Origin of the sequence: Arthrobacter sp. NPDC058097 (assembly GCF_042884885.1) — a bacterium.
GTDB lineage: Bacteria > Actinomycetota > Actinomycetes > Actinomycetales > Micrococcaceae > Arthrobacter.
The window spans coordinates 38,896-58,106 of sequence record NZ_JBHVSZ010000013.1; the positions used below are offsets into that span (position 1 = coordinate 38,896).

Sequence of the window (19,211 nt, forward strand, 5' to 3'; positions counted from 1 at the left end):
TGTGGTTCTCCTCCGAAATTTGGATCGGTTTCAGGCCCAGGGGCCGCTCTCCCACCGGACAGGGGTGACGCGCAGCGGCGGTTCCGGGGGCCGGACCACGCGGATCGGAATGTCTTGTGGTTGCCCGCCGGACCCGCCGGACGCCGCGGCACCGAGGACTTCGCGGTCGTATGCGGCGCGGCGCTTCGGGTCCCGAAGCACCGCGAAGGCCTGCATGATGAGCTGCAGCTCTGCCGGCAGCGCGTCGTCGCCGGCAACATCCGGATGGTGGCGGCGCATCAGGGCGCGGTAGGCGCGGGCGATTTCCTGCTGCGACGCGCCGCGCGGAATCTGCAGCACCGCATAGTAGTCCGCTGTGGGGCTGGTCATCACAGAAGCCTGTTGCAGTTGCGTTTCTGGTTGCCGCAGCCGGGACGGCCTGGGGAATCCGGCTGGAACCCGCAGGCCGCCCCTGTCAGTGCGGCGGCCGGCTACGTCTCGATCTGATGCAGCTGGCCCTTGCTTTCGATCTCGATCTTCCGCGGCTTCGCCTGCTCGGCAACGGGGATCCGCAGTGTCAGCACACCAAGGTCATAGCTGGCCTTGATCTTGTCCGCGTCCAGGGTGTCTCCGAGAATGACCTGGCGGCTGAAGACGCCGCGGGGCCGCTCGGAAACCACCAGTTCGACGTTGGGCTGGGTGGCGTCCCGACGCTCCGCCCGGACAGTAAGGACGTTCCTCTCGACGTTCAGATCCACGTCGTCGGGCGAGATCCCGGGCAGGTCGAAGGCCACCACAAACTCCCCGTCTTCCTGCCACGCATCCATCGGCATGGCCGCCGGACGGGCTGCTGTTCCGAAGACCTGCTGGGTGAGCCGGTCCAGCTCACGGAACGGGTCAGTACGGATTAGCATCATTTCCCACTCCCTTCAGCATGTAGGTTTCATGGCTACCCACCACCCCTATATCTATGGTGGTGAATATAGATTTTTTATAGCACCAGTGACAAACTGGGGCAAGAGGAAAAACGAGGAAATCTGGACGGGGAATCACATGGCCAACAGGGACGGCGCGGAGCGCGGGTTGTACGCCATTTCGGTGGTGGCTGAGCTCCTGGGAACGGGCCAGCAAAACATCCGGCTTTATGAGCGCCGCGGCCTGCTGACCCCCGAAAGGACCGACGGCGGAACCCGCCAGTACAGCGACGCGGACCTTGCCGTACTGCGCCGCATCGCCGAGCTCCTTGCCGAAGGCCTCAATCTGGCAGGCGTGGCCAAGGTGCTGGAGCTGGAGCTGGACAACGCCCGGCTCCGTCGCCAGCTGCAGCGGGCCAGGGGCCGCAGGGCCGGCCCGCCGCCGGGCACCGATCCGGACGCCCAGACTTAATCCGGACGCCGAGACATGAAGCGCCGGCGCCCAAGGACCTACAGCCGCCCGCCGGCCAGCAGGAAGGAGTCCTCGAGCAGTTCGGCGAGCTGGTCGCCGTCGACCCTTGAAAGCCGGACAAGGACCAGCTGCGGCGACCGCTCATGGTGCGGCGTCCAAAAGTACGTCTCCGGATCCGTGCCGGCCAAAGCCTCGCGCTCCGCGGTCTTGACCGTTAGCACACCGGTTTCCCAGATACGCGCCATCAGGGTCTTGGCGAACCACGCGGGCTGGTTCCAGCTGGGGCGCTCCGTCACACCCGGCAGGGCAAGGCAGATCCTGCGGACATCATCCTCGTTGGCCATGCCGTCAGTCCGGGGAATCCGCCTTGGACAGCTCGCCGGTCACCCGTTCGCCGGCCACGCGGGCGGTGCGCCAGGTGTCCACGGCAATCACGGCACCGAGCACCACCAGTGAGAGCGCTACGGAGGCCACGGCGTCGCTCACCCAGTGGTAGCCGAGGTACAGCCGGCTGACGGACGCCAGAATGACTCCGATGATGGCGCAGACAAAACCGACCACCGTGGTCTTTGGTTTCCGGAGGCGTGAAAAGACCAGGAACGCCGTTATGAGCAGGAAGTCCGAGGCCCCCAGAACGTGCCCCGACGGAAAGGAGAAGGTGTGGTCTGCGCCGAACAGCATCTGGTCCACCGGAGGGCGTTGCCTGTCCACCGACCTGCCGATGAGCTGCGCCAGTCCCACACCGGTCAACATTCCCGCCGCCAGCAGAATCGGCCGCCAGGCATGCTTGGCCAGAATGCCCCATGCCACCGTGACAACGAGGACAATGATGGGCAGCGCCACGGGCCCGAAGATGACAGCCAGGACAATCATCACCACGGTCAGCACCTGGCTGCGGGTAGTCAGGAGCCACCTCCACGACTCATCATCAGCGCTGGCCAGCCCGTCATGGTCCTGAACACCTGAGAGCGCAAAGAAGAATACGGTTGCCCCCACAACGGCAAGGATGACCGCCGTCAGGTAAAGGCCTTTTCTGGCACCAGGATCCATATAGCGTTCTTCCACCACGAACTTGTCATGGAAGGCCCGCCACCGGCCCTGCTTGCGCGCTGATTCTTCTGCCAACTGAAAGACCGCCTGTGCACTGAGGAAAACTGCCTAGATGTGAAGGTTATCCCTGTTCCGCGCCCGGCGGCAGAAAATCCTAAGCCCCCTTACGGATGTCCTCCCCCGCTGTTACGGTAAAACTTCCAGCCCCACAAGGTCTCAGGAGACAACATGAGCACTGAAGGAACCGGCCAGGACCGCCAGAACAGCGGAACGTCACCACAGACTGATTCACCCCAGACCCAGGGCGACGGCGTCCCGGACTCCGGCTCCGGCGTCGCCGTGGGAGCGGGCGAGCCGAACACGTTCGAACCAGAAGAGGGCACGGACGGCACCGGAGCCAAACCCCCCGGCGACGGCCAGATTGCCACGGCGGACGACACCCCCGACGTGGAGGAAACACCGGTGGACACCACGGAACCCAGCTGACCCGGCTGCAGCCCAGGGCCACCCCGCAGAACCGATAGACCCCTTCCGGCAGCCCTGTCCGGAATGACAGCCGCGGTGGATAATTAGTCCCACATTAAAGTGGCAACGGGGCTACGGAGGCTGCCGTGAGGATCATCGGAACGCTTGTGGTCATCTGGCTCATCGTCGGCGTGTTCGCCGCGTTTCAGCGGGGCTACTTTGGCGGCTCCCCGGACTCCTGCACGGAGGCCGGAACCGTCGCGATCACCATCGCCGCCGGACCGCTGAACTACATGGGCGCGAACCCCAAGCTGACCTGCGAAGTGCCCCAGCCGTCCAAGTAACGGCGCTCCGCCTGGCTGCGCGCCGCTTCGCCGGACGGCGTGTTACCGTTCACTCGCGATTCACGCGCGCGTCCCCGCCTGTCCAAGCTGCCTCGTTAGGTTCGGGGCCATGGACATCACGCGCAGAACACTCATCACCAGCAGCCTCGGCGCCGGCCTCGTTATCGCCTTGCCGGGCACCGCCGTCGCCGATCCCCGGAATGCAGATGCCAGCCTCCCCACCGACCCCTTCACCCTCGGCGTCGCGTCCGGCGACCCGTGGCCCGACGGCTTCGTGCTCTGGACCCGGCTCGCGCTCGACCCGCTCGCGGAAGACGGCCTGGGCGGCATGCCCTCCCGCGTGGTCACTGTGTCCTGGGAGGTCGCCGAGGATCCGGCGATGCGGAACGTGGTCCGGCGCGGCGTGGAGCAGGCCCTGCCGGAAAGCGCGCACTCGGTCCATGCGGAGCTGCGCGGCCTCAAGCCGGGGCGCGAGTACTTCTACCGGTTCCGTGCCGGCCGCCACATCAGCCGCGTCGGCCGTACGCTGACCAGCCCTGCCTGGTACGAAACGCCGGCCGCCCTGGCCATGTCCTTCGCCAGCTGCGCCCAGTACGAGCACGGCTTCTTCACTGCCTACCGCCGCCTCGCCGAGGACCAGCCGGACCTGGTCCTCCACCTCGGCGACTACCAGTACGAGTACAAGAAGGGCTCCTACGTGACCGGCGGCGGGAACGTCCGCGATCACGAAGGCCCGGAGACGGTGACGCTGGAGAACTACCGCCAGCGCCATGCCCAGTACAAGGCCGACGCCGACCTGCAGGCTGCGCATGCCGCCGCGCCGTGGCTGGTGGTCTGGGATGACCACGAGGTGGACAACAACTGGGCGGACGAGGTGCCGGAAAACGCGGACCCGGCCCAGCTGAACGACACTGCGGCCAACTTCAGGAAGCGCCGGGCCGCCGCGTTCCAGGCGTACTACGAGAACATGCCGCTCCGCGCGCCGTCCATGCCTGCCGGTGCGGACATGAAGATCTACCGCACGGTGCAGTGGGGCCAGCTCGCCAACTTCCACATGATGGATACGCGCCAGTACCGGGACGACCAGCTGGCCGGTGACGGCTGGCGGAAGAACGTCCAGGAGCGCCTGGCGGAGAACCGCACAATCACCGGGGCCGAGCAGGAGCAGTGGCTGCTGGACGGTTTCCGGAAGTCCAAGGCCCGGTGGGACCTCCTGGGTCAGCAGGTGTTCTTCGCCGAACGGGACCGCAACCAGGCCGCCGACATCGACGACATGTCCATGGACGGCTGGGACGGCTATGCGTCCTCCCGCCGCCGCATCACCCAGGGGTGGGTGGACGCGAAGGTGCGCAACGCCGTCGTCCTCACCGGCGACGTGCACCGCAACTGGGCCAACAACGTCAAGGTGGACTACAAGAACCCGGACGCACCCGTGGTGGGTTCGGAGCTGGTGTGCACGTCCGTCACCTCCACCGGCAACGGGACGGGTTCCGTCACGGACCCCGTGATGGCCTGGAACGAGCACCTGAAGTTCTACAACGACCAGCGCGGCTACGTCCGGACCACCATCACCAAGGACTCCCTGACGGCTGACTTCCGTGTGCTGGACTACGTCAACACCCCTGGTTCGGCGGTCAGCACCAAGGCATCCTTCCGGATCGTCGACGGCGTGCCCGGCCTCCAGCCCCGCGCCTGACCGCACCCAACAGGACAGTGCGCGCTCACCAGTCGTGGACCGTTCCGTCGACGAGGCGGTTGTAGGGCAGGTAGGCCTGATGGTACGGGTAGGCGGCCGCGGCTTCCTCGTTGAATTCGACGCCGATGCCGGGCTTGTCGCCCGGGTGCAGGTAGCCGTCGGTGAAGGTCATGGACTGTTCGAAGACCTCGTTGGTCTTGTCCGAGTGCTGCATGTATTCCTGGATGCCGTAGTTGTGGATGGCCAGGCCCACGTGCAGCTGAGCGGCGAACCCGACCGGGGAGATGTCGGTAGGGCCGTGGAAGCCGGACTTGATCTGGTACTGCGCGGCGAAGTCCATGACCTTCTTCAACGGGCTGATCCCGCCGAAGTGGGTGGACGCTGCCCGGACGTAGTCGATCAGCTGTTCCTTAATGATGGTCTGGTAGTCGTACACGGTGTTGAAAATTTCACCGATCGCCAGCGGGGTCGTGGTGTGCTGGCGGACCAGGCGCAGAGCTTCCTGGTTCTCGGCCGGGGTGCAGTCCTCGAGCCAGAACAGGTCATACGGCTCCAGGGCCTTGCCGAGCTTCGCGGCCTGGATCGGCGTCATCCGGTGGTGCCCGTCGTGCAGCAGCGGCAGTTCAGGGCCGAACTCGTTCCGGACCGCCTCGAAAACGGTGGGCAGGTGGCGCAGGTAGGCCCGGGTGTCCCAGTCCTCCTCCACCGGGAACGCACCGCGGCCGGCGGGTTCATAGTCGTAGCGCTCCCCCGATGCCTGCGCCTGCGCGGCCACCCCGTACACGGCCTTGATCCCGGGCACGGCGGTCTGGATCCGCACCGACTTGTACCCGAGTTCCAGGTGCTCGCGGACCGAATCGAACAGGGACGGAATATCCGAACCGGACGCGTGACCGTAGGCCCGCAGCCCGTTCCTGGACGCCCCGCCCAGCAGCTGGTACACGGGCATGCCGGCCAGCTTGCCCTTGATGTCCCACAGCGCCATGTCCACCGCGGCGATCGCCGCCATGGTCACCGGGCCGCGGCGCCAGTACGAGGACCGGTACAGGAACTGCCAGGTGTCCTCGATCCGGTGCGGGTCCTTCCCGATCAGCAGCTGCGCCACGTGCTCCTTCAGGTACGCGGCCACCGCGAGCTCGCGCCCGTTCAGCGTGGCGTCACCGATGCCGGTCACACCGTCCTCGGTGGTGATCCGCAGCGTCACGAAGTTACGGGACGGGCTCGTCACGAAGACTTCCGCGGCAATGATTTTCACGGTCCAGACCTTTCTTTCATATCCATCAGTTCAGGTTCGGGCCGAATGGCCCAGGAGTATGCGCCTCAGCGCTGGGTGCTGCCGGCAACATGGTCGCCCAGCAGCGCGAGTTCGCCGGTGCGCGGCAGGCCTTCCCAGTCCCCCTCCGTGCTGACGGCGAACGCGCCGGCAAGTGCCCCGCGCCGGAGGCGTCCGGCCACCTCCTCGCCGTCGAGCAGTGCAGAGAGGTATCCGGCCGTGAAGGCATCGCCCGCGCCGACGGTGTCGATGCTCGTCACCGGCACGGCGGGAACCTCGAAGCGTTGGTCGGCGGTGTGCACCTCGGCACCGGCAGCGCCGCGCTTGACCACCACTTCCCGCACGCCGGCAGCCAGGAGGTGCTTGGCCGCGAGGACCTCGGCAGTTCCCGAAGAATCCCGTTCCAAGACCGTGTGGTCCATGTCCGGCGCGACGAGTTCGAGTTCATCGTCGGACGCGATCAGGACGCTGGCGTGCGGGACGATCCTGGCCAGGGCGGCGCTGGCCTCCTCACGGGACCAAAGCTTGCTGCGGTAATTGACGTCCAGCGAGACCAGGATCCCTTCGTTCTTGGCACGGTGCGCGGCGTATTCGACGGCTTCCCGGGCCTGCGGGCTGAGGGCCGCCGTGATGCCGGTCAGGTGAAGCACCCGGGCGCCGCCCTGCAATGCGAGGTCAACGTCCTCGCGGCTGAGCGTGGACCCGGCAGAGGCGGAGCGGTAATAGTAGGCGCGAGTGACGTCTGTGGTGCGCCGTTCCAGGAACATCACCCCGGTGCTGCGGGCGGCGTCTTCCCGGTGCCGCACGTCGATGCCCTCCCCCCGCAGCTGGCGCAGGATGAACTCACCGTGCGGGTCAACGCCGACAACGCCGGCCCATCGCACCCGCTGCCCCAACCTTGCCGCACCCACGGCAACGTTCGACTCCGCCCCGGCCACATGCATCGACAGGCACCCGCCCGCGGAGATGGGCCCGGCGGTGCGGAGCGAGACCATCGATTCGCCAAGGGTCACGAGGTCGACTGCGGGGCTCACCGTGCGCCCGCCGAAGGCGTCCGCCGGCCGAAGTCGGCGGCCAGTCCCACAAAGCTGCGTGCCCGCGACCGCACCTGCGCAAGGTCCCCGCCGGAGCCCGCGTCGCCGAAGAGCGGCCCGCCGAGGCCCACCGCGATGGCTCCCGCTTCCCAAAACGCTGCCGCCTGTTCCAGTCCAACACCGCCCACCGCGATGAAGGGAATCTCCGGAAACGGGTCTCGGAGTGCCTTGAGGTAGGACGGCCCGCCGATGGAGGCGGGGAAAAGCTTCACGGCGGTGGCCCCTCGTGTCATCGCCGCGTACGCCTCGCTGGGCGTCATCGCCCCGGCCAGAACGGGTATGCCCTGCCGTGCGGACTCGTCCACCGATTCGGCCAGCGCCGGGGTGACGGTGAACTGCCCGCCGGCAGCCAGGACATTGTCCACGTCCCGCGCTGTCAGGACGGTTCCCGCTCCGACGAAGCATCCTGCCGGGGCCGCTGCCCGGACATCGGTGATGGCCTGCAGGGCGCCGGGGGTGGTGAGGGCGATTTCGACGTATCTGAATCCCTCTTCCATGGCCACGAGCGCTGCCTTCGCGGCGGCCTGCCCGTCTGAGCCACGCACGATAGCCACCAGCCGGCTGTCCCTGACGCCGTCGAGCAGCAGTTCCGGTTTCACGGTTCCTGTGTTGGTCATTCTGCCTGTCACCATTCTGCGAAGGAGCCGTCGGGGTGCCGCCATACCGGCCCGCGCCAAGCGTGGCCCTGCTTGTCCGCGGCACGGACAACGGCCTCGTCGATCTCGATGCCGAGGCCCGGCCCGGTCAGCCGTTCGATGTGCCCGTCCACGAACTTCAGCGGTGTCTTGTCCACCACGTAGTCCAGAACTTCGGCGCCCTGGTTGTAGTGGATGCCGATGCTTTGTTCCTGGATGAGGAAGTTGGGGGTCGCGAATCCCACCTGCAGGCATGCGGCCAGCGCGAGCGGGCCGAGCGGGCAGTGCGGGGCAAGCTGCACCTCGTAGATCTCGGCCAGCGAGGCGATCTTGCGGGTTTCCGTGATGCCGCCCGCATGCGAGAGGTCTGGCTGCGCCACGGCGATCCCTGCCTGCAGCACGGGCAGGAACTCCTGCCTGCTGTAGAGCCGCTCGCCGGTGGAGACCGGCGTCGTGGTGGCGGACGTGAATTCGCGCAGCAGGTGACTGTTCTCGGGAACCACGGGCTCCTCGAGGAAGAACGGCCGGAACGGTTCCAGCAGCGGCGCCACCCGGCGGGCGTTGGCGAGGCTGAAGCGGCCGTGGAAATCCACGGCGACGTCGCGGTGGTCCCCCAGGACTTCGCGGGCGGCGGCCACACGGCGGACCACACCGTCGAGCTCCGCGACCGAGGCCACCGGGCTCATCCTGCCGCTGGCATTCATCTTAACGGCGGTCAGGCCCACGTCGAGCTGGGCGCTGATCTGGTCAGCCACCTCGTTGGGCTCATCGCCGCCCACCCAGCCGTACATCCGGATCCGGTCACGGACCGGTCCGCCCAGCAGCTGGTGCACGGGAGCGTTGAAGTGCTTGCCGGCAATGTCCCACAAGGCCTGGTCCAGCCCGGATACCGCGCTGGCCAGAATGGGGCCGCCCCGGTAGAACGAGCCCTTGGTCATGACCTGCCAATGGTCTTCGATGCGGAGGGCGTCCTGGCCGATAAGCAGCTCGGAGAGCTGCTCGACGGCGGTGCGGACCGTTTCACTGCGGCCCTCGCAGCTGGCCTCGCCCCAGCCGATGATCCCGCTGTCCGTCTCGATGCGGACGAACAGCCAGCGCGGCGGTACGAGGAACGTTTCGATCCTGCTGATTCGTGTCATTTCCGAGCCCCCTAGCCCTTGGTGGCACCGGCGGTCAGACCGGAGACGATGTACTTCTGCGTGAACAGCGCAATGATCATGATCGGGATGGTCACCACCGTGGCGGCGGCCATCAGCCCGCCCCAATCGATGCTGGCGTAGGAGACGAAGTCGAAGATGGCCACGGGCAGTGTCTTCGTCTTGGAGCCGGAGAGGACCAGCGCGAACATGAAGTTGTTCCAGGAGAAGATGAAGGCGAGGATGCCGGCGGTGGCCATGCCCGCGACGGAAAGCGGCAGCGTGATGTGGCGGAAGGCACCGATCGGGGTGAGCCCGTCCACCTGCGCCGACTCCTCCAGTTCCAGGGGCAGCGAGTCGAAGTAGCTCATCATGATGTAGACGATCAGCGGCAGTGCCACGAACATGTGGCTCAGGATCAGCACCTCAAAGCCCCCCACCATCTTCAGGTTGGAGAAGACGTAGTACCAAGGCACCAGGAGCGAGACGCCGGGAATCACACGTGCCATGAGTACCACCAGCGCGGAGCGGTGCATGGTGAACCGGCTCATGGCGTAAGCGGCCGGAACACCCAGGACCAGCGACAAGGCAGTGGAAACGAAGGCCACCCAGAAGCTGTTGAAGATGAAGACGAAGTAGTTGTTCCGCTGCAGGACATTGGCATAGTTCTCGCCGGTCGGGGTGAACAGGAACGACTTCCCGGCGTCGTAGATGTCCACGTTGGTCTTGAAGGAGGCCAGCAGCATCCAGAAAAGCGGCGCGATGAGGAACAGCACCACCACGACCAGGGCCACCACCCGGAACACCTTGTACCCGCTGCTACGCAACGGTTTCCTGCGGCGGACCGTTGACCGCCGCAGGGCAGCCGGGGTCCGGGATTCTGTGTTCTCTCCGTTTTCCGTCTGGACGGTCATTTGCTTACCGCTTTCTTGCGCATGGTCAGCAGCCACATGGAGCCGATGATGATCATGAAGAACAGGATCAACACGGCTGAGGAGATCCCGTACTGGTTGTAGTCGAAGCTGAGGCCGTAGGCGTAGACGTTGAGCGTCTCCACCTCGTGAAATGAGCCGCCGCCCTTGCCTTTGGTGGCGTAGAGGATGTCGAACGTCTTGAGCGCGTCGATGCCGCGCAGCAGGATGGCCACGATCACGGTGGGCATCATGAGGGGCAGGGTGACGAAGAAGAAGCGCTGGAACGCGTTGGCGCCATCCATGCGTGCAGCCTCATCCGGTTCGTCGGACAGTGAGGTCAGGCCGGCCAGGAGGATAAGGACCACCATGGGGGTCCACTGCCAGATGTCCATGAAGATAGTGGTGGGCAGGGCAGAGTCCTGCCCGGAGAGCCAGGGCTGCGGCGGAATGCCGATCAGCCCCAGCAGTTGGTTGGCGAACCCGATGTTCGGATCAAAGATCAGGCGCCACATCATGCCAACCGCCACCGGGGTGGCCACGAGCGGCAGCAGAATGGCTACGCGGACCCACTTTTCGCCGCGGAACGGCCGCCACAGGAGCAAGGCGATGCACATGCCCAGGACAATCTCGCAGGCCAGGGCGGTCAGCGTGAAGGACAGCGTTCGGCCTACGGCCGGCCAGAACCGTTCGGTGTCTGTCAGGACGGTGAGGTAGTTTTCGAGCCCCACAAAGTCAGAGGCCGCGCGGACGGACCCCTGGGAATCAGTCAGGCTCAGGTAAAGGGTCCAGGCCAGCGGAAAGACGATGAGGATGCCGACGAAGATCATGGCAGGGGCTGCAAACAGCCATTTCCGGTGGCGGTTCGCCCAGGCGGAAAAATTATCCCGGCTGCTCGCCGATTGACCGGACGTCCGGGCAGGGGTCAGTACAGACATGGTTCACCTAAGAAGTTGGGGGTGAAGGCTTTTCAAGTTCGACGGCGGGACAACAGCCGAGCGGTTGTCCCGCCGTCGCGCTTTACTTACTTGTTTTCGCCGTCCAGGAACTTCTGGAAGGCAGTGTTGGCCTGGTCGGCAGCGGACGACGCGTCAGAGCCGGTGATGGACGCGACGATGGGTTCACCGACAATTTCGCGGGCCTTGCCGACGGTGACGACCTGCGGGCGGTCGTGGCCCACGCCGTTTTCGGCGCTCACTGCGATGGCGGAGGCCAGGTCCTTCGGGTAGGTGGAGGTGCCGGCCGGGTCGGACCAGACGGAGGCACGGGGACCGGGAACGCCAGCCTTCTGTGCTTCGAGGGTGCGCTCCTTGCTGGTGGCCCACTTGATGAACTTCCAGGCGTTGTCCTGGTTGCCGGAGGCCTTGTTGATCGCCAGGCCCCAAGACGGGATGTTGTACGGCTTGGAGCCTGCCGGTCCGGCCGGAAGCGGGGCAAAGCCCACTGTGTCGGCCACCTTGGACTTGGCCGGATCGGTGGCGTTCTTGTAGAGGGAATCCGCCTCGGTGTAGAAAGCGGCCTTGCCCTGGGTGAAGATGGCCATGGCTTCCGGCCAGCTCATGTCGGTGCTGACGTTCTTGGGGCCGTAGTTCTTGATGAGCCCGCCGTAGAAGGCGTAGGCCTTCTTGGCTTCCTCGCTGCCGACGGCTGACTTGCCGCTTTCGTCGGTGAAGTCGCCGCCGAAGCTGTACAGGAAGCTGGAGAACTGGGTGACCGCGGCGGACTTGCCAGTGCGGGCAACGAAGCCGGCGGTGTCCGCGGAGGCGATCTTCTTGGCCGCAGCCTCGAGCTCCTCCATGGTCTTGGGCACCTCAAGGCCGGCTGCCTTCAGCAGGTCCTTGCGGTAGTAAAGCACCTCGCGCTCGGTGATGATCGGAACACCCATGACCTTGTCTTCAAAGGTGGAGGCCTTGACCGGGCCGTCCTGGTAGTCCTTCCAGTTCCAGTCCGCGTCTTCGGCAACCTTGCCGGTCAAGTCCGCCAGGTAGCCGTTCTTGGCGAACGCTTTGCCCTCCTGAAGCGGCCGGTACATCATGACATCGATTTCGTCGCTGCCGGCGTTGAGCTTGACGTTGTACTGGTCGGACAGCTGGTCCTCGCCAAGCTGGGTGAGTTCCACTTTGAGCCCGGTGGATTTTTCGAATTCCGGGGTCGCCGCCTTAATTCCCTCAGTCCAAACATGGTTGGCGAGAGTGACCCGGACCGTGTCCGATCCCTTCGACTCGCTGCTTCCGCCTCCCCCACAGGCGGTAAGCCCCACCGAGAGGGCAGCGGCGACGGCCGCGTACTTCACTACTGAACGTCGCTTCATTACGACTCCTTGACTCAGGGCCGGAGATCGTCCGGCCGCCCACAAACGCATCCTTGCATTCGCTCCGCCAGCGATCCTTACAAATAAGACAGACTTAAACAAGACCTGACTATCAAGCCGTATGATTTATTTATGAAAACTCCAACGGCGGAGAACCCTAAGGCCGCACCCGCCTCCTTCCTGGAACGGCTGGGCCTGGCAATCGCGGACGGGACCTTGGCCCCGCACTCGGTCCTACGGATCGAGGAGCTGGAACTCGAGCACAAGGTTTCCCGGTCCGTGGTCCGGGAAGCCACCAAGGTGCTCAGTTCCATGGGCATGCTCGAATCGCGCCGGCGCCTGGGAACGGTGGTCCAGGCTGAGGACCACTGGAACCTCTATGACCCCCAGGTCATCCGGTGGCGACTGGCATCCTCCGCGCGGCTGGATCAGCTCCGGGCACTGAATGAGCTGCGGGGCGCCATAGAGCCGCAAGCAGCCAAGCTCGCCGCAGGTCGGATCTCACTGGAAGCCGGCTCCGACCTGGTGTCCCTGGCAGCACGGCTCTGGGCCGCTGGCCAGGGCGATAACCAGGAACAGTTCCTGCGCCTCGACATCGAATTCCATGCCGCGGTCCTCAAGGCATCCGGCAACGCGATGTTCTCCCAGCTGCACGACCTGGTGAGGGAAGTACTTACGGGCCGCACCGAACACGGACTGATGCCGCATCTGCCGCATCACGAAGCCCTGCAGCTCCATGTCGACGTGGCCAGCGCCATCCAGCGCGGCGAGGCCGAGGCTGCGCATGGGGCGATGAGCAGGATCGTTGAGCAGTCCACCGAGGAAATGGGCGACATCTGGTCACTGCACCAGCAGGGCACTGCTTCGCCAACGCGAAACGATCCTTAGCGTTTAGGAAAAGCAGTCCCCCTTCGGTGCTCAGTCCTCGGTGGGCGTCGTGCGGTTGGAGTGGTAGGTCCGCCAGCTGTGTTCGGGCGCGTAGCCAAGGAGCCGCTTGGCCTTGTCAATGGACAGCAGGGTCTCGTGCTCGCCCAGCTCCTTGGTCACCTCCACCCGCGGGAACACCTCCGCCGCCAGGCTGGCACTGGAACGGCCCATGACGGTGTCCTCGTTGGCGATGATGAAGGCTTCGAACCCCGGCGTGCGATAGTCCAGGGCGCGCGCCACTGCCTGCGCACCGTCGCGCGCGTCGATGTAGCCCCAGAGGTTCCATTTGCGCAGGGCGGTGTCCGAGTCAAAGGACGGGAACTCCTCGTAGTCCTCCGGGTCCATGACGTTGGAGAACCGGAGGCCAACGATGCTCAGCTCCGGGTCCCAGCGCGTCATCTGGATGGCCATCTGCTCCTCCAAATGCTTGACCAGCGAGTAGGTGCTCTCCGGGCGGGCCGGATACTCCTCGTCCACCGGGATGTAGGGAGGGTCGACGTCGAACGGCAGTCCCAGCACCGTCTCACTGGAGGCATAGACGATTTTCTTGATGCCCGCCCTGCGGGCCGCCTGGAACACGTTGTAGGTGGACAGCATGTTGTTTTCGAAGGTGGCGGCGTCGGGCACCAGGCCCGGAGCCGGGATGGCGCCCAGGTGGACCACGGCGTCAAAGCCCTGGTGCCTGTCGTCCAGGCCCAGGATGACGTCCACAACCTGCCCGTAGTTGCGCAGGTCCACGGCGGCAAAGTCCGGGCTCCGGCTGCCGGTCCGGTCCAGGTTAAGGACGGAATGCCCGTCCGCCACAAGCCTGCGGACCACGTTCCGTCCGAGCTTTCCGCTGCCTCCCGTTACGGCAATTCTCACCGCGGCCTCCTTCTGTTGGTTGGCCGGCCCTGGCCCGGGCGGCCGCAATCCGATGGCCGCTGCGGCTTCCGCCGCCCGGCACCTTTCCCCCAGCCTAGGGCCCGCGCCTGTAACCACGGCCATGGCGCGTGCGGTTCTGGTGTATATTTTCTCGGTACGGTTTAGCAGAAGGCCGTTGGATTGTTGTTCGATCCGGCACCTTGCTTGCTGCTACCGCCCCGCCAACGGGGTCCCCTGCGCTGCGCCCGCCGGTTCGTCTTGACCTGAGCGAAACGGTACCGAAAGATCGTGGCCAGCGAGTCGACCGCAAAACCTGAAAACTCCGTCACGGAGCACCTCAACGAGCTTGTGCTCACCAGCTCCGACGTGGGCGAATTCCTCCACGAGCTTGCCCGGATTTCCGCACGCAGCCTGTCCGAACCCGGCGACGAAGTCCTCTGCGGCGTGACCCTGCTGCGGCACCGCAAGGCAGCAACCGTGGCGAGCAGCAGCCCCGAGGCGCAGGCCATGGACGAGATCCAGTACGACTTCGGCGACGGCCCCTGCATGACGGCTTCCCGCGACCAGGTCACCATCCACATCACGGACCTCGAGAAGCACGACCGCTGGGAGAGCTACGCGGAGAAGGTTCTGGGGCAGGGCGTCCGTTCCATCCTCGCCATCCCGTTCGTCCTCGAGGGCGAGACCCGTGCCGCGCTGAACCTGTACTCGCACCGTCCGGGCCGGTTCGAGGGCCGGGTCCTGGAACTGGCCCAGGACTTCGTCAGCCAGACCTCAATGGCCCTGCGGCTGGCCGTACGCTTCGCCCACTACAGCGACGCTGCCGCCAACCTCAAGGCCACGCTAGAAACCCGGACCGTCATTGACGTCGCCGTCGGCGTGATCATGGCCCAGAACCGGTGCAGCCAGGAGGAAGCCTTCGACCTGCTCAAGGCAGCGTCGAGCACCCGCAACATCAAGCTGCACAGCGTTGCGACGTCAATCGTGGACTCCCTCGGCCAGGGCCCGGCGAGGACGCACTACGAGGGCTGAAGTGGATCCTGCCCCGTAGTGCGCGAAGTCCCCCCAGTTCCCGCGGTACCGGCTCCGAAACCGCCAGTCCCGGCACCGCCGGTTCCGGCACCCTCGGCGCCCGCACCGGCAGATCCAGCGCCGCGGGAGACCCGGATCTTCTGGCCGCCCGCTGCGGGTTCCTCGGTCAACGGAACGCGGACTTCCAGGACGCCGTCGGTGTACGAAGCACGGATGTCCTCCTGATTCACCGGGGCCGGAAGGCTTACTGTCCGCGAAAACGTGCCGAAGCGGAATTCCGAACGGTACCCTTCCCTCTCCGTGTGCTCCGACTTTTCCTCACGGCGGACCGTGATCCGCAGCTGGCTGCCGGCGAGGGTGATATCGACGTCATTGTCAGGATCGATGCCCGGCGCCTCGGCCCTGACCACCAGGGAGCCTGACTCACGGTATTCCTCCACCCGCAGCCAGGCGTCCAAATCCCCCTCCAGGAAACGCCGGAAGGGTTCCGGGATATCGACGCCGGCACGCCTGAATATGTTGGTCAACGCTGTTACCTCCTGTCAGCTTCCGGCCCCATTGCAGGATGCGGAGAACCGGATCGGGTCCCAACACCAACAAAGCTACGCCCATGTGGAACGCTTGTCTCTTGCCGAATGCCTGTCCAGGGCGGTGGCCAGCCCGCTTGCTGGAACCAACCGGCCTCCGGCAGCCCACGACGGACGAATCCTGAGAGTTTCCTTGTGAAAAACCGGGAACTTTCCGCCGGCAGCGCCCGCCGCCGGCCTGGGGGAGGCCTTTTTGCTGCACTGACCCCCCAATTTCCACCCGGCGCGTTCCAATCGAGGGGTCCCCGGAACGAGGTTTTCACAGGAGCCCCGCCGCACATTGTCACCATGCAGGAATCATGCCGCCAATGGAGGAGCCGTGATGAAGAACGCAGTGAAGACCCTCGAGGAAGACGCGAACATGTCCGGAGGTCCCGATGGACGCTAATGCCCACTCCCCTGCTGAGCCTGAATGGCTGAAGACGGCCACGGAACCGGTCCGGTGTACCCAGGATGCAGCGGACGCGCTGGAGGTCTTCTGCAGCGACTCGCTGAGGTCCATCGACCGGACCGTGATGCGCGCCCAGGTCATCGAACTCATCCTGGATATCCTCGCCACCACGGACGTCCAGTCGGACGCCCGGCGCCGGCTGCTGCAGCACCTGGCCTCGCATCCCGGGTCCCCCGAGCAAGCCCTGCTGTGCCATCTGAGTGAGAACGCCTGCCTCCCGCCGGCGGCCGGCGACGGCAACCTCCCGGCCGGTGACTATCTCCCGGCGGGCGGGGACTACTTCACAGCCGGCGCCGCGGAGCCCTCGAAGGAGAGTGATGAAAACCCGGCTGACGGACCGAAGCCGAAGTGGCTCCCGGCTCCGCTGCGGAACCTGCTGCGGCACGACTGAACGGGCCGGAAGGGGTCAGCCCCGGTGGTGTGCGATCAGCCAGCCGGCCATCTGCTGCGCCCGCTTGTTGGCGAGGAAGTCGCCTTCGGTCGCGGAAATGATGGAGCCCTTCATCAGGATGTGCCACGAGCGGGCGAATTCGTCGGGGCGTTCCAGCCCCGCCTCCTCGGCAAGCGCCTGGATGTGGCCGCGGATCCTGGCGAGGTAGCCGATGCTGGCCTCCCCCAGCGGATGGCCGGGGCCCATCTCAAGGAGGACATTGATAAAGGTGCACGCCTCAAAATCGTCCCGCTGGAACCAGTCGCCGAAGACGTCGAAGATGGCCAGCAGGCGCGCTTCGGGAGTGCCACCCCGGCGCCGCGCCTCGGAGACGATCAGGTCCACGGTCCAGACCTGGTCGCGGAGTGCCAGGAATGCCAGGACCAGTGCGTCTTTGGACGGGAAGTGGCGGTAAAACGTGGACTTGGCCACTCCGGACCGCTCGATCAGTTCATTGATTCCGACGTCGCGGACACCGCGGTGCGAAAAAAGCTCGTAGGCGGTAGCCAGGATCCGGTCCACTGGTTCACTATGGCCGGTACGCACCTCTTCAGGCAGCAACGCATCCCCGGTTGCATCAGGAGCACTCATCAGAGATTCAGTGTACCTTGGCACTGGCAGAGACAGACCTGTCTGTCTTATTGTTTTAGGATCATGACACTTCGTCCGGGGAGCAGTTGCAGCTCCCAGCGCCTGGTGTCACTGCAATGGGGCAGATACAGGAGGGTACCGATGGACGAAGACATCCGCGCGGTGGAAGAAGCCGTGGCGACGCTGGAATCCGCAGCAGTAGAGCATGACCCCGCGGCTGCAAGCCTGCAAAGTGCAGTTGCCGCGGCAGTAACCCACGGCAAGCCGATCCGTGAAGTGGCGGAAGCCGCGCACATGACAGCGCTGGAGGTGCTCGACGCCGCCGACGCCGCCACGTATCCGCAGCACTCGCTCCAGCCCTGGATGATGGCCCAGTAGCCGCAGAACACCCGGCTGCAGAACATCTTGCGGAAACTTGATTCGATCCCGGGGTAAACCTGCGGCAAGCCTGATCGGCCGGCACCACCCTTAATGCATCAGCCCCTGGAGGAGCGATCCTTCCAGGGGGAGCATGCAACGAGGACCGCAAGGAAGCGGGGGGCCGCCATGAACCAATCAGCAACTCTCGAGGAAGTCGTCGAAGTCGGGGGTCTCATCACTGACCGTCAGCCGCTGGACTTCTACCGGCTGGGGCTGGCCGGCTGCATCGACAGGCTCACGGCCCCCTTGCGCCGTCAGGGTACGTGCGTCCGCTGGGAGACACCGCACCACGGCGTGGAGATCTCATCCGGCTGCGCCTCCCTGCTCTACCAGTCGGCGCAGGAGGCGCTGAGCAACACGTTCAAGCATGCGCACGCCACGGATGTGACTGTCCGGCTTGCCGCCGTCTTCCACGGCATCCGCCTCATGGTCGCGGACAACGGCACCGGCTTCGAGTCGGCCCCCCAGTCGCCGGGAGAAGTCAACGGCCACGGCCTGCGGACCATCTCGCAGGCCGTAGAGGAAGCGGGCGGAACCGTGAACATCACCTCGGCTCCCGGCACCGGCACCGCGATCACCATCACCATCCCGCTCGACTGAACCTCCGCGCATTACGGCGTCTGCATCCCGGGCCCCGCCTAGGATGCTGTGCATGACCCTTCCAAACGTTGAGCCACGCTCCCTCCGGGCTTTCGATTCCGCGGAAATCCAGCAGGCCGTCGCCCAGCTGCGCAGCCGGGTGACCTCCGGAAGGCGGTTTCTCCTCGGCGTGGCCGGCTCGCCGGGGTCCGGCAAGTCCACCTTCTCGGCCTGCCTCGCGGAGGCCCTCGGCTCCGATGCCGCCCTCGTGGTGCCCATGGACGGCTTCCACCTGGGCAACGCCATCATCGACAGCACTCCGCTGCGGCAGCGCAAGGGCGCGCCGGACACGTTCGACGTCGGCGGTTACCTTTCGCTCCTGCAGCGGCTTGCGCGCCGGGACGAGGACGTTGTGTATGCTCCGGACTTCCGCCGGACGCTCGATGAGCCGGTGGCCGCATCGCTGGCCGTTCCGGCCGCTTTCCCCGTCATCATCACCGAGGGCAACTACCTGCTCAACGACGGTCCGCGCTGGCAGCAGGTGCGGGCACAACTGGACGAAGTGTGGTTCATCGACACACCGCATGACATGCGCCTTGCCCGCCTGATTGAACGGCACATGCTCTTCGGCATGGACCGCGCGGCGGCCGAGGCCTGGGCCAACGGGCCGGACGCGGCCAATGCGCGCCTGATCGAAGCCACACGCTCCCGCGCCGACAGGATCCTTCCCTGGCTTTAGCTACCTGTCCCCGGCGTCCCACAGCCCCGGTTCGTCCGCGGCCTCTTCCGGCTTGTGTCCGCCCTCCGGCGCCCCACTGCCCACGTAGCTGGCTGGAACCGTGCCGCCCGCCTGTGTCATCTGCTCCTCACGGATGTTGTGCGGCGTACCGGCCTCGGGATGGGGCTGCTCCTGTTCGACGGTGTCCGGGTCGCCAGGGCCCCGAAGGCCGCCGGGCTCTTCCGCGTTGCGCTTGCTGTCGGTCATGCCACTGCCTCTCACTGGGAAATGCCGGTCGCGTCCCAGTCTAGGCGCAGGCACCACGGGCAGCT

Annotated in this window: 25 protein-coding genes; 10 read left to right on the top strand and 15 right to left on the bottom strand. The window is 65.7% G+C overall.

Features of this window, described 5'->3' with window-relative positions; genetic code table 11:
• Positions 1 to 30: 30 nt before the first annotated feature.
• Positions 31 to 369, bottom strand: coding sequence for a J domain-containing protein (locus ACFVTE_RS20100; protein WP_387103499.1), 339 nt, complete (start codon positions 367 to 369; stop codon positions 31 to 33).
• 101 nt (positions 370 to 470) lie between these two features.
• Positions 471 to 893, bottom strand: a complete 423-nt coding sequence (locus ACFVTE_RS20105) for an Hsp20/alpha crystallin family protein (protein ID WP_353713345.1) — start codon at positions 891 to 893, stop codon at positions 471 to 473.
• A gap of 139 nt (positions 894 to 1,032) precedes the next feature.
• Here ACFVTE_RS20105 and ACFVTE_RS20110 point away from each other — a divergent pair, with 139 nt between their 5' ends.
• Entirely contained in the window at positions 1,033 to 1,365 is a 333-nt protein-coding gene (locus ACFVTE_RS20110; RefSeq protein ID WP_387103502.1) for a MerR family transcriptional regulator, read from the top strand.
• A gap of 38 nt (positions 1,366 to 1,403) precedes the next feature.
• Here ACFVTE_RS20110 and ACFVTE_RS20115 read toward each other — a convergent pair whose 3' ends face one another.
• Positions 1,404 to 1,709 carry an MmcQ/YjbR family DNA-binding protein gene (locus tag ACFVTE_RS20115; protein WP_387103505.1) on the bottom strand — a complete coding sequence of 102 codons (306 nt, stop codon included), beginning with the start codon at positions 1,707 to 1,709 and terminating at the stop codon, positions 1,404 to 1,406.
• A gap of 4 nt (positions 1,710 to 1,713) precedes the next feature.
• On the bottom strand, positions 1,714 to 2,490 hold the full coding sequence (locus ACFVTE_RS20120) for a phosphatase PAP2 family protein (RefSeq protein ID WP_387103507.1): 777 nt from the start codon (positions 2,488 to 2,490) through the stop codon (positions 1,714 to 1,716).
• Between the two features lie 153 nt (positions 2,491 to 2,643).
• On the opposite strand from ACFVTE_RS20120, the gene ACFVTE_RS20125 reads away from it, so the two are divergent.
• From ACFVTE_RS20125 to ACFVTE_RS20135, 3 genes are all read left to right on the top strand, one after another.
• Positions 2,644 to 2,901 (top strand): hypothetical protein, encoded by a 258-nt coding sequence (locus tag ACFVTE_RS20125; protein WP_387103509.1) that lies wholly within the window; start codon positions 2,644 to 2,646, stop codon positions 2,899 to 2,901.
• Positions 2,902 to 3,026: 125 nt separating this feature from the next.
• Positions 3,027 to 3,224, top strand: coding sequence for a hypothetical protein (locus ACFVTE_RS20130; RefSeq protein WP_307105216.1), 198 nt, complete (start codon positions 3,027 to 3,029; stop codon positions 3,222 to 3,224).
• Positions 3,225 to 3,333: 109 nt separating this feature from the next.
• Positions 3,334 to 4,920 carry an alkaline phosphatase D family protein gene (locus tag ACFVTE_RS20135; protein ID WP_387103512.1) on the top strand — a complete coding sequence of 529 codons (1,587 nt, stop codon included), beginning with the start codon at positions 3,334 to 3,336 and terminating at the stop codon, positions 4,918 to 4,920.
• Positions 4,921 to 4,945: 25 nt separating this feature from the next.
• Here ACFVTE_RS20135 and manD read toward each other — a convergent pair whose 3' ends face one another.
• The 7 genes from manD to ACFVTE_RS20170 form a co-directional block, all read right to left on the bottom strand.
• Positions 4,946 to 6,175: a D-mannonate dehydratase ManD gene (gene manD / locus ACFVTE_RS20140; RefSeq protein WP_387103513.1), complete on the bottom strand. Its 1,230-nt coding sequence runs from the start codon at positions 6,173 to 6,175 to the stop codon at positions 4,946 to 4,948.
• A 65-nt stretch (positions 6,176 to 6,240) separates the two neighbouring features.
• Positions 6,241 to 7,227 carry a sugar kinase gene (locus ACFVTE_RS20145; protein WP_387103514.1) on the bottom strand — a complete coding sequence of 329 codons (987 nt, stop codon included), beginning with the start codon at positions 7,225 to 7,227 and terminating at the stop codon, positions 6,241 to 6,243.
• The gene (locus ACFVTE_RS20150) at positions 7,224 to 7,904 is read right to left on the bottom strand and encodes a bifunctional 4-hydroxy-2-oxoglutarate aldolase/2-dehydro-3-deoxy-phosphogluconate aldolase (protein ID WP_387103516.1); all 681 of its coding nucleotides are present in this window, start codon (positions 7,902 to 7,904) and stop codon (positions 7,224 to 7,226) included. Before ACFVTE_RS20150 ends, ACFVTE_RS20145 begins: the two co-directional genes overlap by 4 nt.
• 8 nt (positions 7,905 to 7,912) lie before the next feature.
• The gene (dgoD, locus tag ACFVTE_RS20155) at positions 7,913 to 9,061 is read right to left on the bottom strand and encodes a galactonate dehydratase (RefSeq protein ID WP_387103518.1); all 1,149 of its coding nucleotides are present in this window, start codon (positions 9,059 to 9,061) and stop codon (positions 7,913 to 7,915) included.
• 11 nt (positions 9,062 to 9,072) lie between these two features.
• Positions 9,073 to 9,972, bottom strand: coding sequence for a carbohydrate ABC transporter permease (locus ACFVTE_RS20160; protein ID WP_387103521.1), 900 nt, complete (start codon positions 9,970 to 9,972; stop codon positions 9,073 to 9,075).
• Entirely contained in the window at positions 9,969 to 10,907 is a 939-nt protein-coding gene (locus ACFVTE_RS20165; protein ID WP_387103522.1) for a carbohydrate ABC transporter permease, read from the bottom strand. The genes ACFVTE_RS20160 and ACFVTE_RS20165 overlap by 4 nt, the downstream gene beginning before the upstream one ends.
• A gap of 86 nt (positions 10,908 to 10,993) precedes the next feature.
• Positions 10,994 to 12,280 (bottom strand): ABC transporter substrate-binding protein, encoded by a 1,287-nt coding sequence (locus tag ACFVTE_RS20170; RefSeq protein ID WP_387103526.1) that lies wholly within the window; start codon positions 12,278 to 12,280, stop codon positions 10,994 to 10,996.
• A 132-nt stretch (positions 12,281 to 12,412) separates the two neighbouring features.
• On the opposite strand from ACFVTE_RS20170, the gene ACFVTE_RS20175 reads away from it, so the two are divergent.
• Positions 12,413 to 13,168, top strand: a complete 756-nt coding sequence (locus tag ACFVTE_RS20175) for a FadR/GntR family transcriptional regulator (protein ID WP_387103529.1) — start codon at positions 12,413 to 12,415, stop codon at positions 13,166 to 13,168.
• Between the two features lie 30 nt (positions 13,169 to 13,198).
• Here ACFVTE_RS20175 and ACFVTE_RS20180 read toward each other — a convergent pair whose 3' ends face one another.
• Positions 13,199 to 14,071, bottom strand: a complete 873-nt coding sequence (locus tag ACFVTE_RS20180; RefSeq protein WP_387103532.1) for an NAD-dependent epimerase/dehydratase family protein — start codon at positions 14,069 to 14,071, stop codon at positions 13,199 to 13,201.
• 288 nt (positions 14,072 to 14,359) lie between these two features.
• Between ACFVTE_RS20180 and ACFVTE_RS20185 the strand changes: the two genes are divergently transcribed.
• Complete coding sequence (locus ACFVTE_RS20185) at positions 14,360 to 15,103, top strand: GAF and ANTAR domain-containing protein (protein WP_387103534.1); 744 nt, start codon at positions 14,360 to 14,362, stop codon at positions 15,101 to 15,103.
• Here the strand turns inward: ACFVTE_RS20185 and ACFVTE_RS20190 are convergent.
• A complete protein-coding gene (locus tag ACFVTE_RS20190) occupies positions 15,091 to 15,630 on the bottom strand; it encodes an Hsp20/alpha crystallin family protein (protein WP_387103536.1) in 540 nt (179 codons plus the stop codon). The genes ACFVTE_RS20185 and ACFVTE_RS20190 overlap by 13 nt on opposite strands.
• 437 nt (positions 15,631 to 16,067) lie before the next feature.
• On the opposite strand from ACFVTE_RS20190, the gene ACFVTE_RS20195 reads away from it, so the two are divergent.
• Positions 16,068 to 16,532 (top strand): hypothetical protein, encoded by a 465-nt coding sequence (locus ACFVTE_RS20195; RefSeq protein WP_387103538.1) that lies wholly within the window; start codon positions 16,068 to 16,070, stop codon positions 16,530 to 16,532.
• Between the two features lie 15 nt (positions 16,533 to 16,547).
• Here ACFVTE_RS20195 and ACFVTE_RS20200 read toward each other — a convergent pair whose 3' ends face one another.
• On the bottom strand, positions 16,548 to 17,162 hold the full coding sequence (locus tag ACFVTE_RS20200) for a TetR/AcrR family transcriptional regulator (protein WP_387103540.1): 615 nt from the start codon (positions 17,160 to 17,162) through the stop codon (positions 16,548 to 16,550).
• A 141-nt stretch (positions 17,163 to 17,303) separates the two neighbouring features.
• Between ACFVTE_RS20200 and ACFVTE_RS20205 the strand changes: the two genes are divergently transcribed.
• The 3 genes from ACFVTE_RS20205 (at position 17,304) to ACFVTE_RS20215 (ending at position 18,900) form a co-directional block, all read left to right on the top strand.
• Complete coding sequence (locus tag ACFVTE_RS20205) at positions 17,304 to 17,540, top strand: hypothetical protein (RefSeq protein WP_387103541.1); 237 nt, start codon at positions 17,304 to 17,306, stop codon at positions 17,538 to 17,540.
• A gap of 168 nt (positions 17,541 to 17,708) precedes the next feature.
• Positions 17,709 to 18,182: a sensor histidine kinase gene (locus ACFVTE_RS20210; RefSeq protein WP_387103544.1), complete on the top strand. Its 474-nt coding sequence runs from the start codon at positions 17,709 to 17,711 to the stop codon at positions 18,180 to 18,182.
• 52 nt (positions 18,183 to 18,234) lie between these two features.
• A complete protein-coding gene (locus tag ACFVTE_RS20215; RefSeq protein WP_387103545.1) occupies positions 18,235 to 18,900 on the top strand; it encodes a nucleoside/nucleotide kinase family protein in 666 nt (221 codons plus the stop codon).
• On the opposite strand, the gene ACFVTE_RS20220 is transcribed toward ACFVTE_RS20215, so the two are convergent.
• Positions 18,901 to 19,146, bottom strand: a complete 246-nt coding sequence (locus ACFVTE_RS20220; protein ID WP_387103548.1) for a hypothetical protein — start codon at positions 19,144 to 19,146, stop codon at positions 18,901 to 18,903.
• Positions 19,147 to 19,211: the final 65 nt, after the last annotated feature.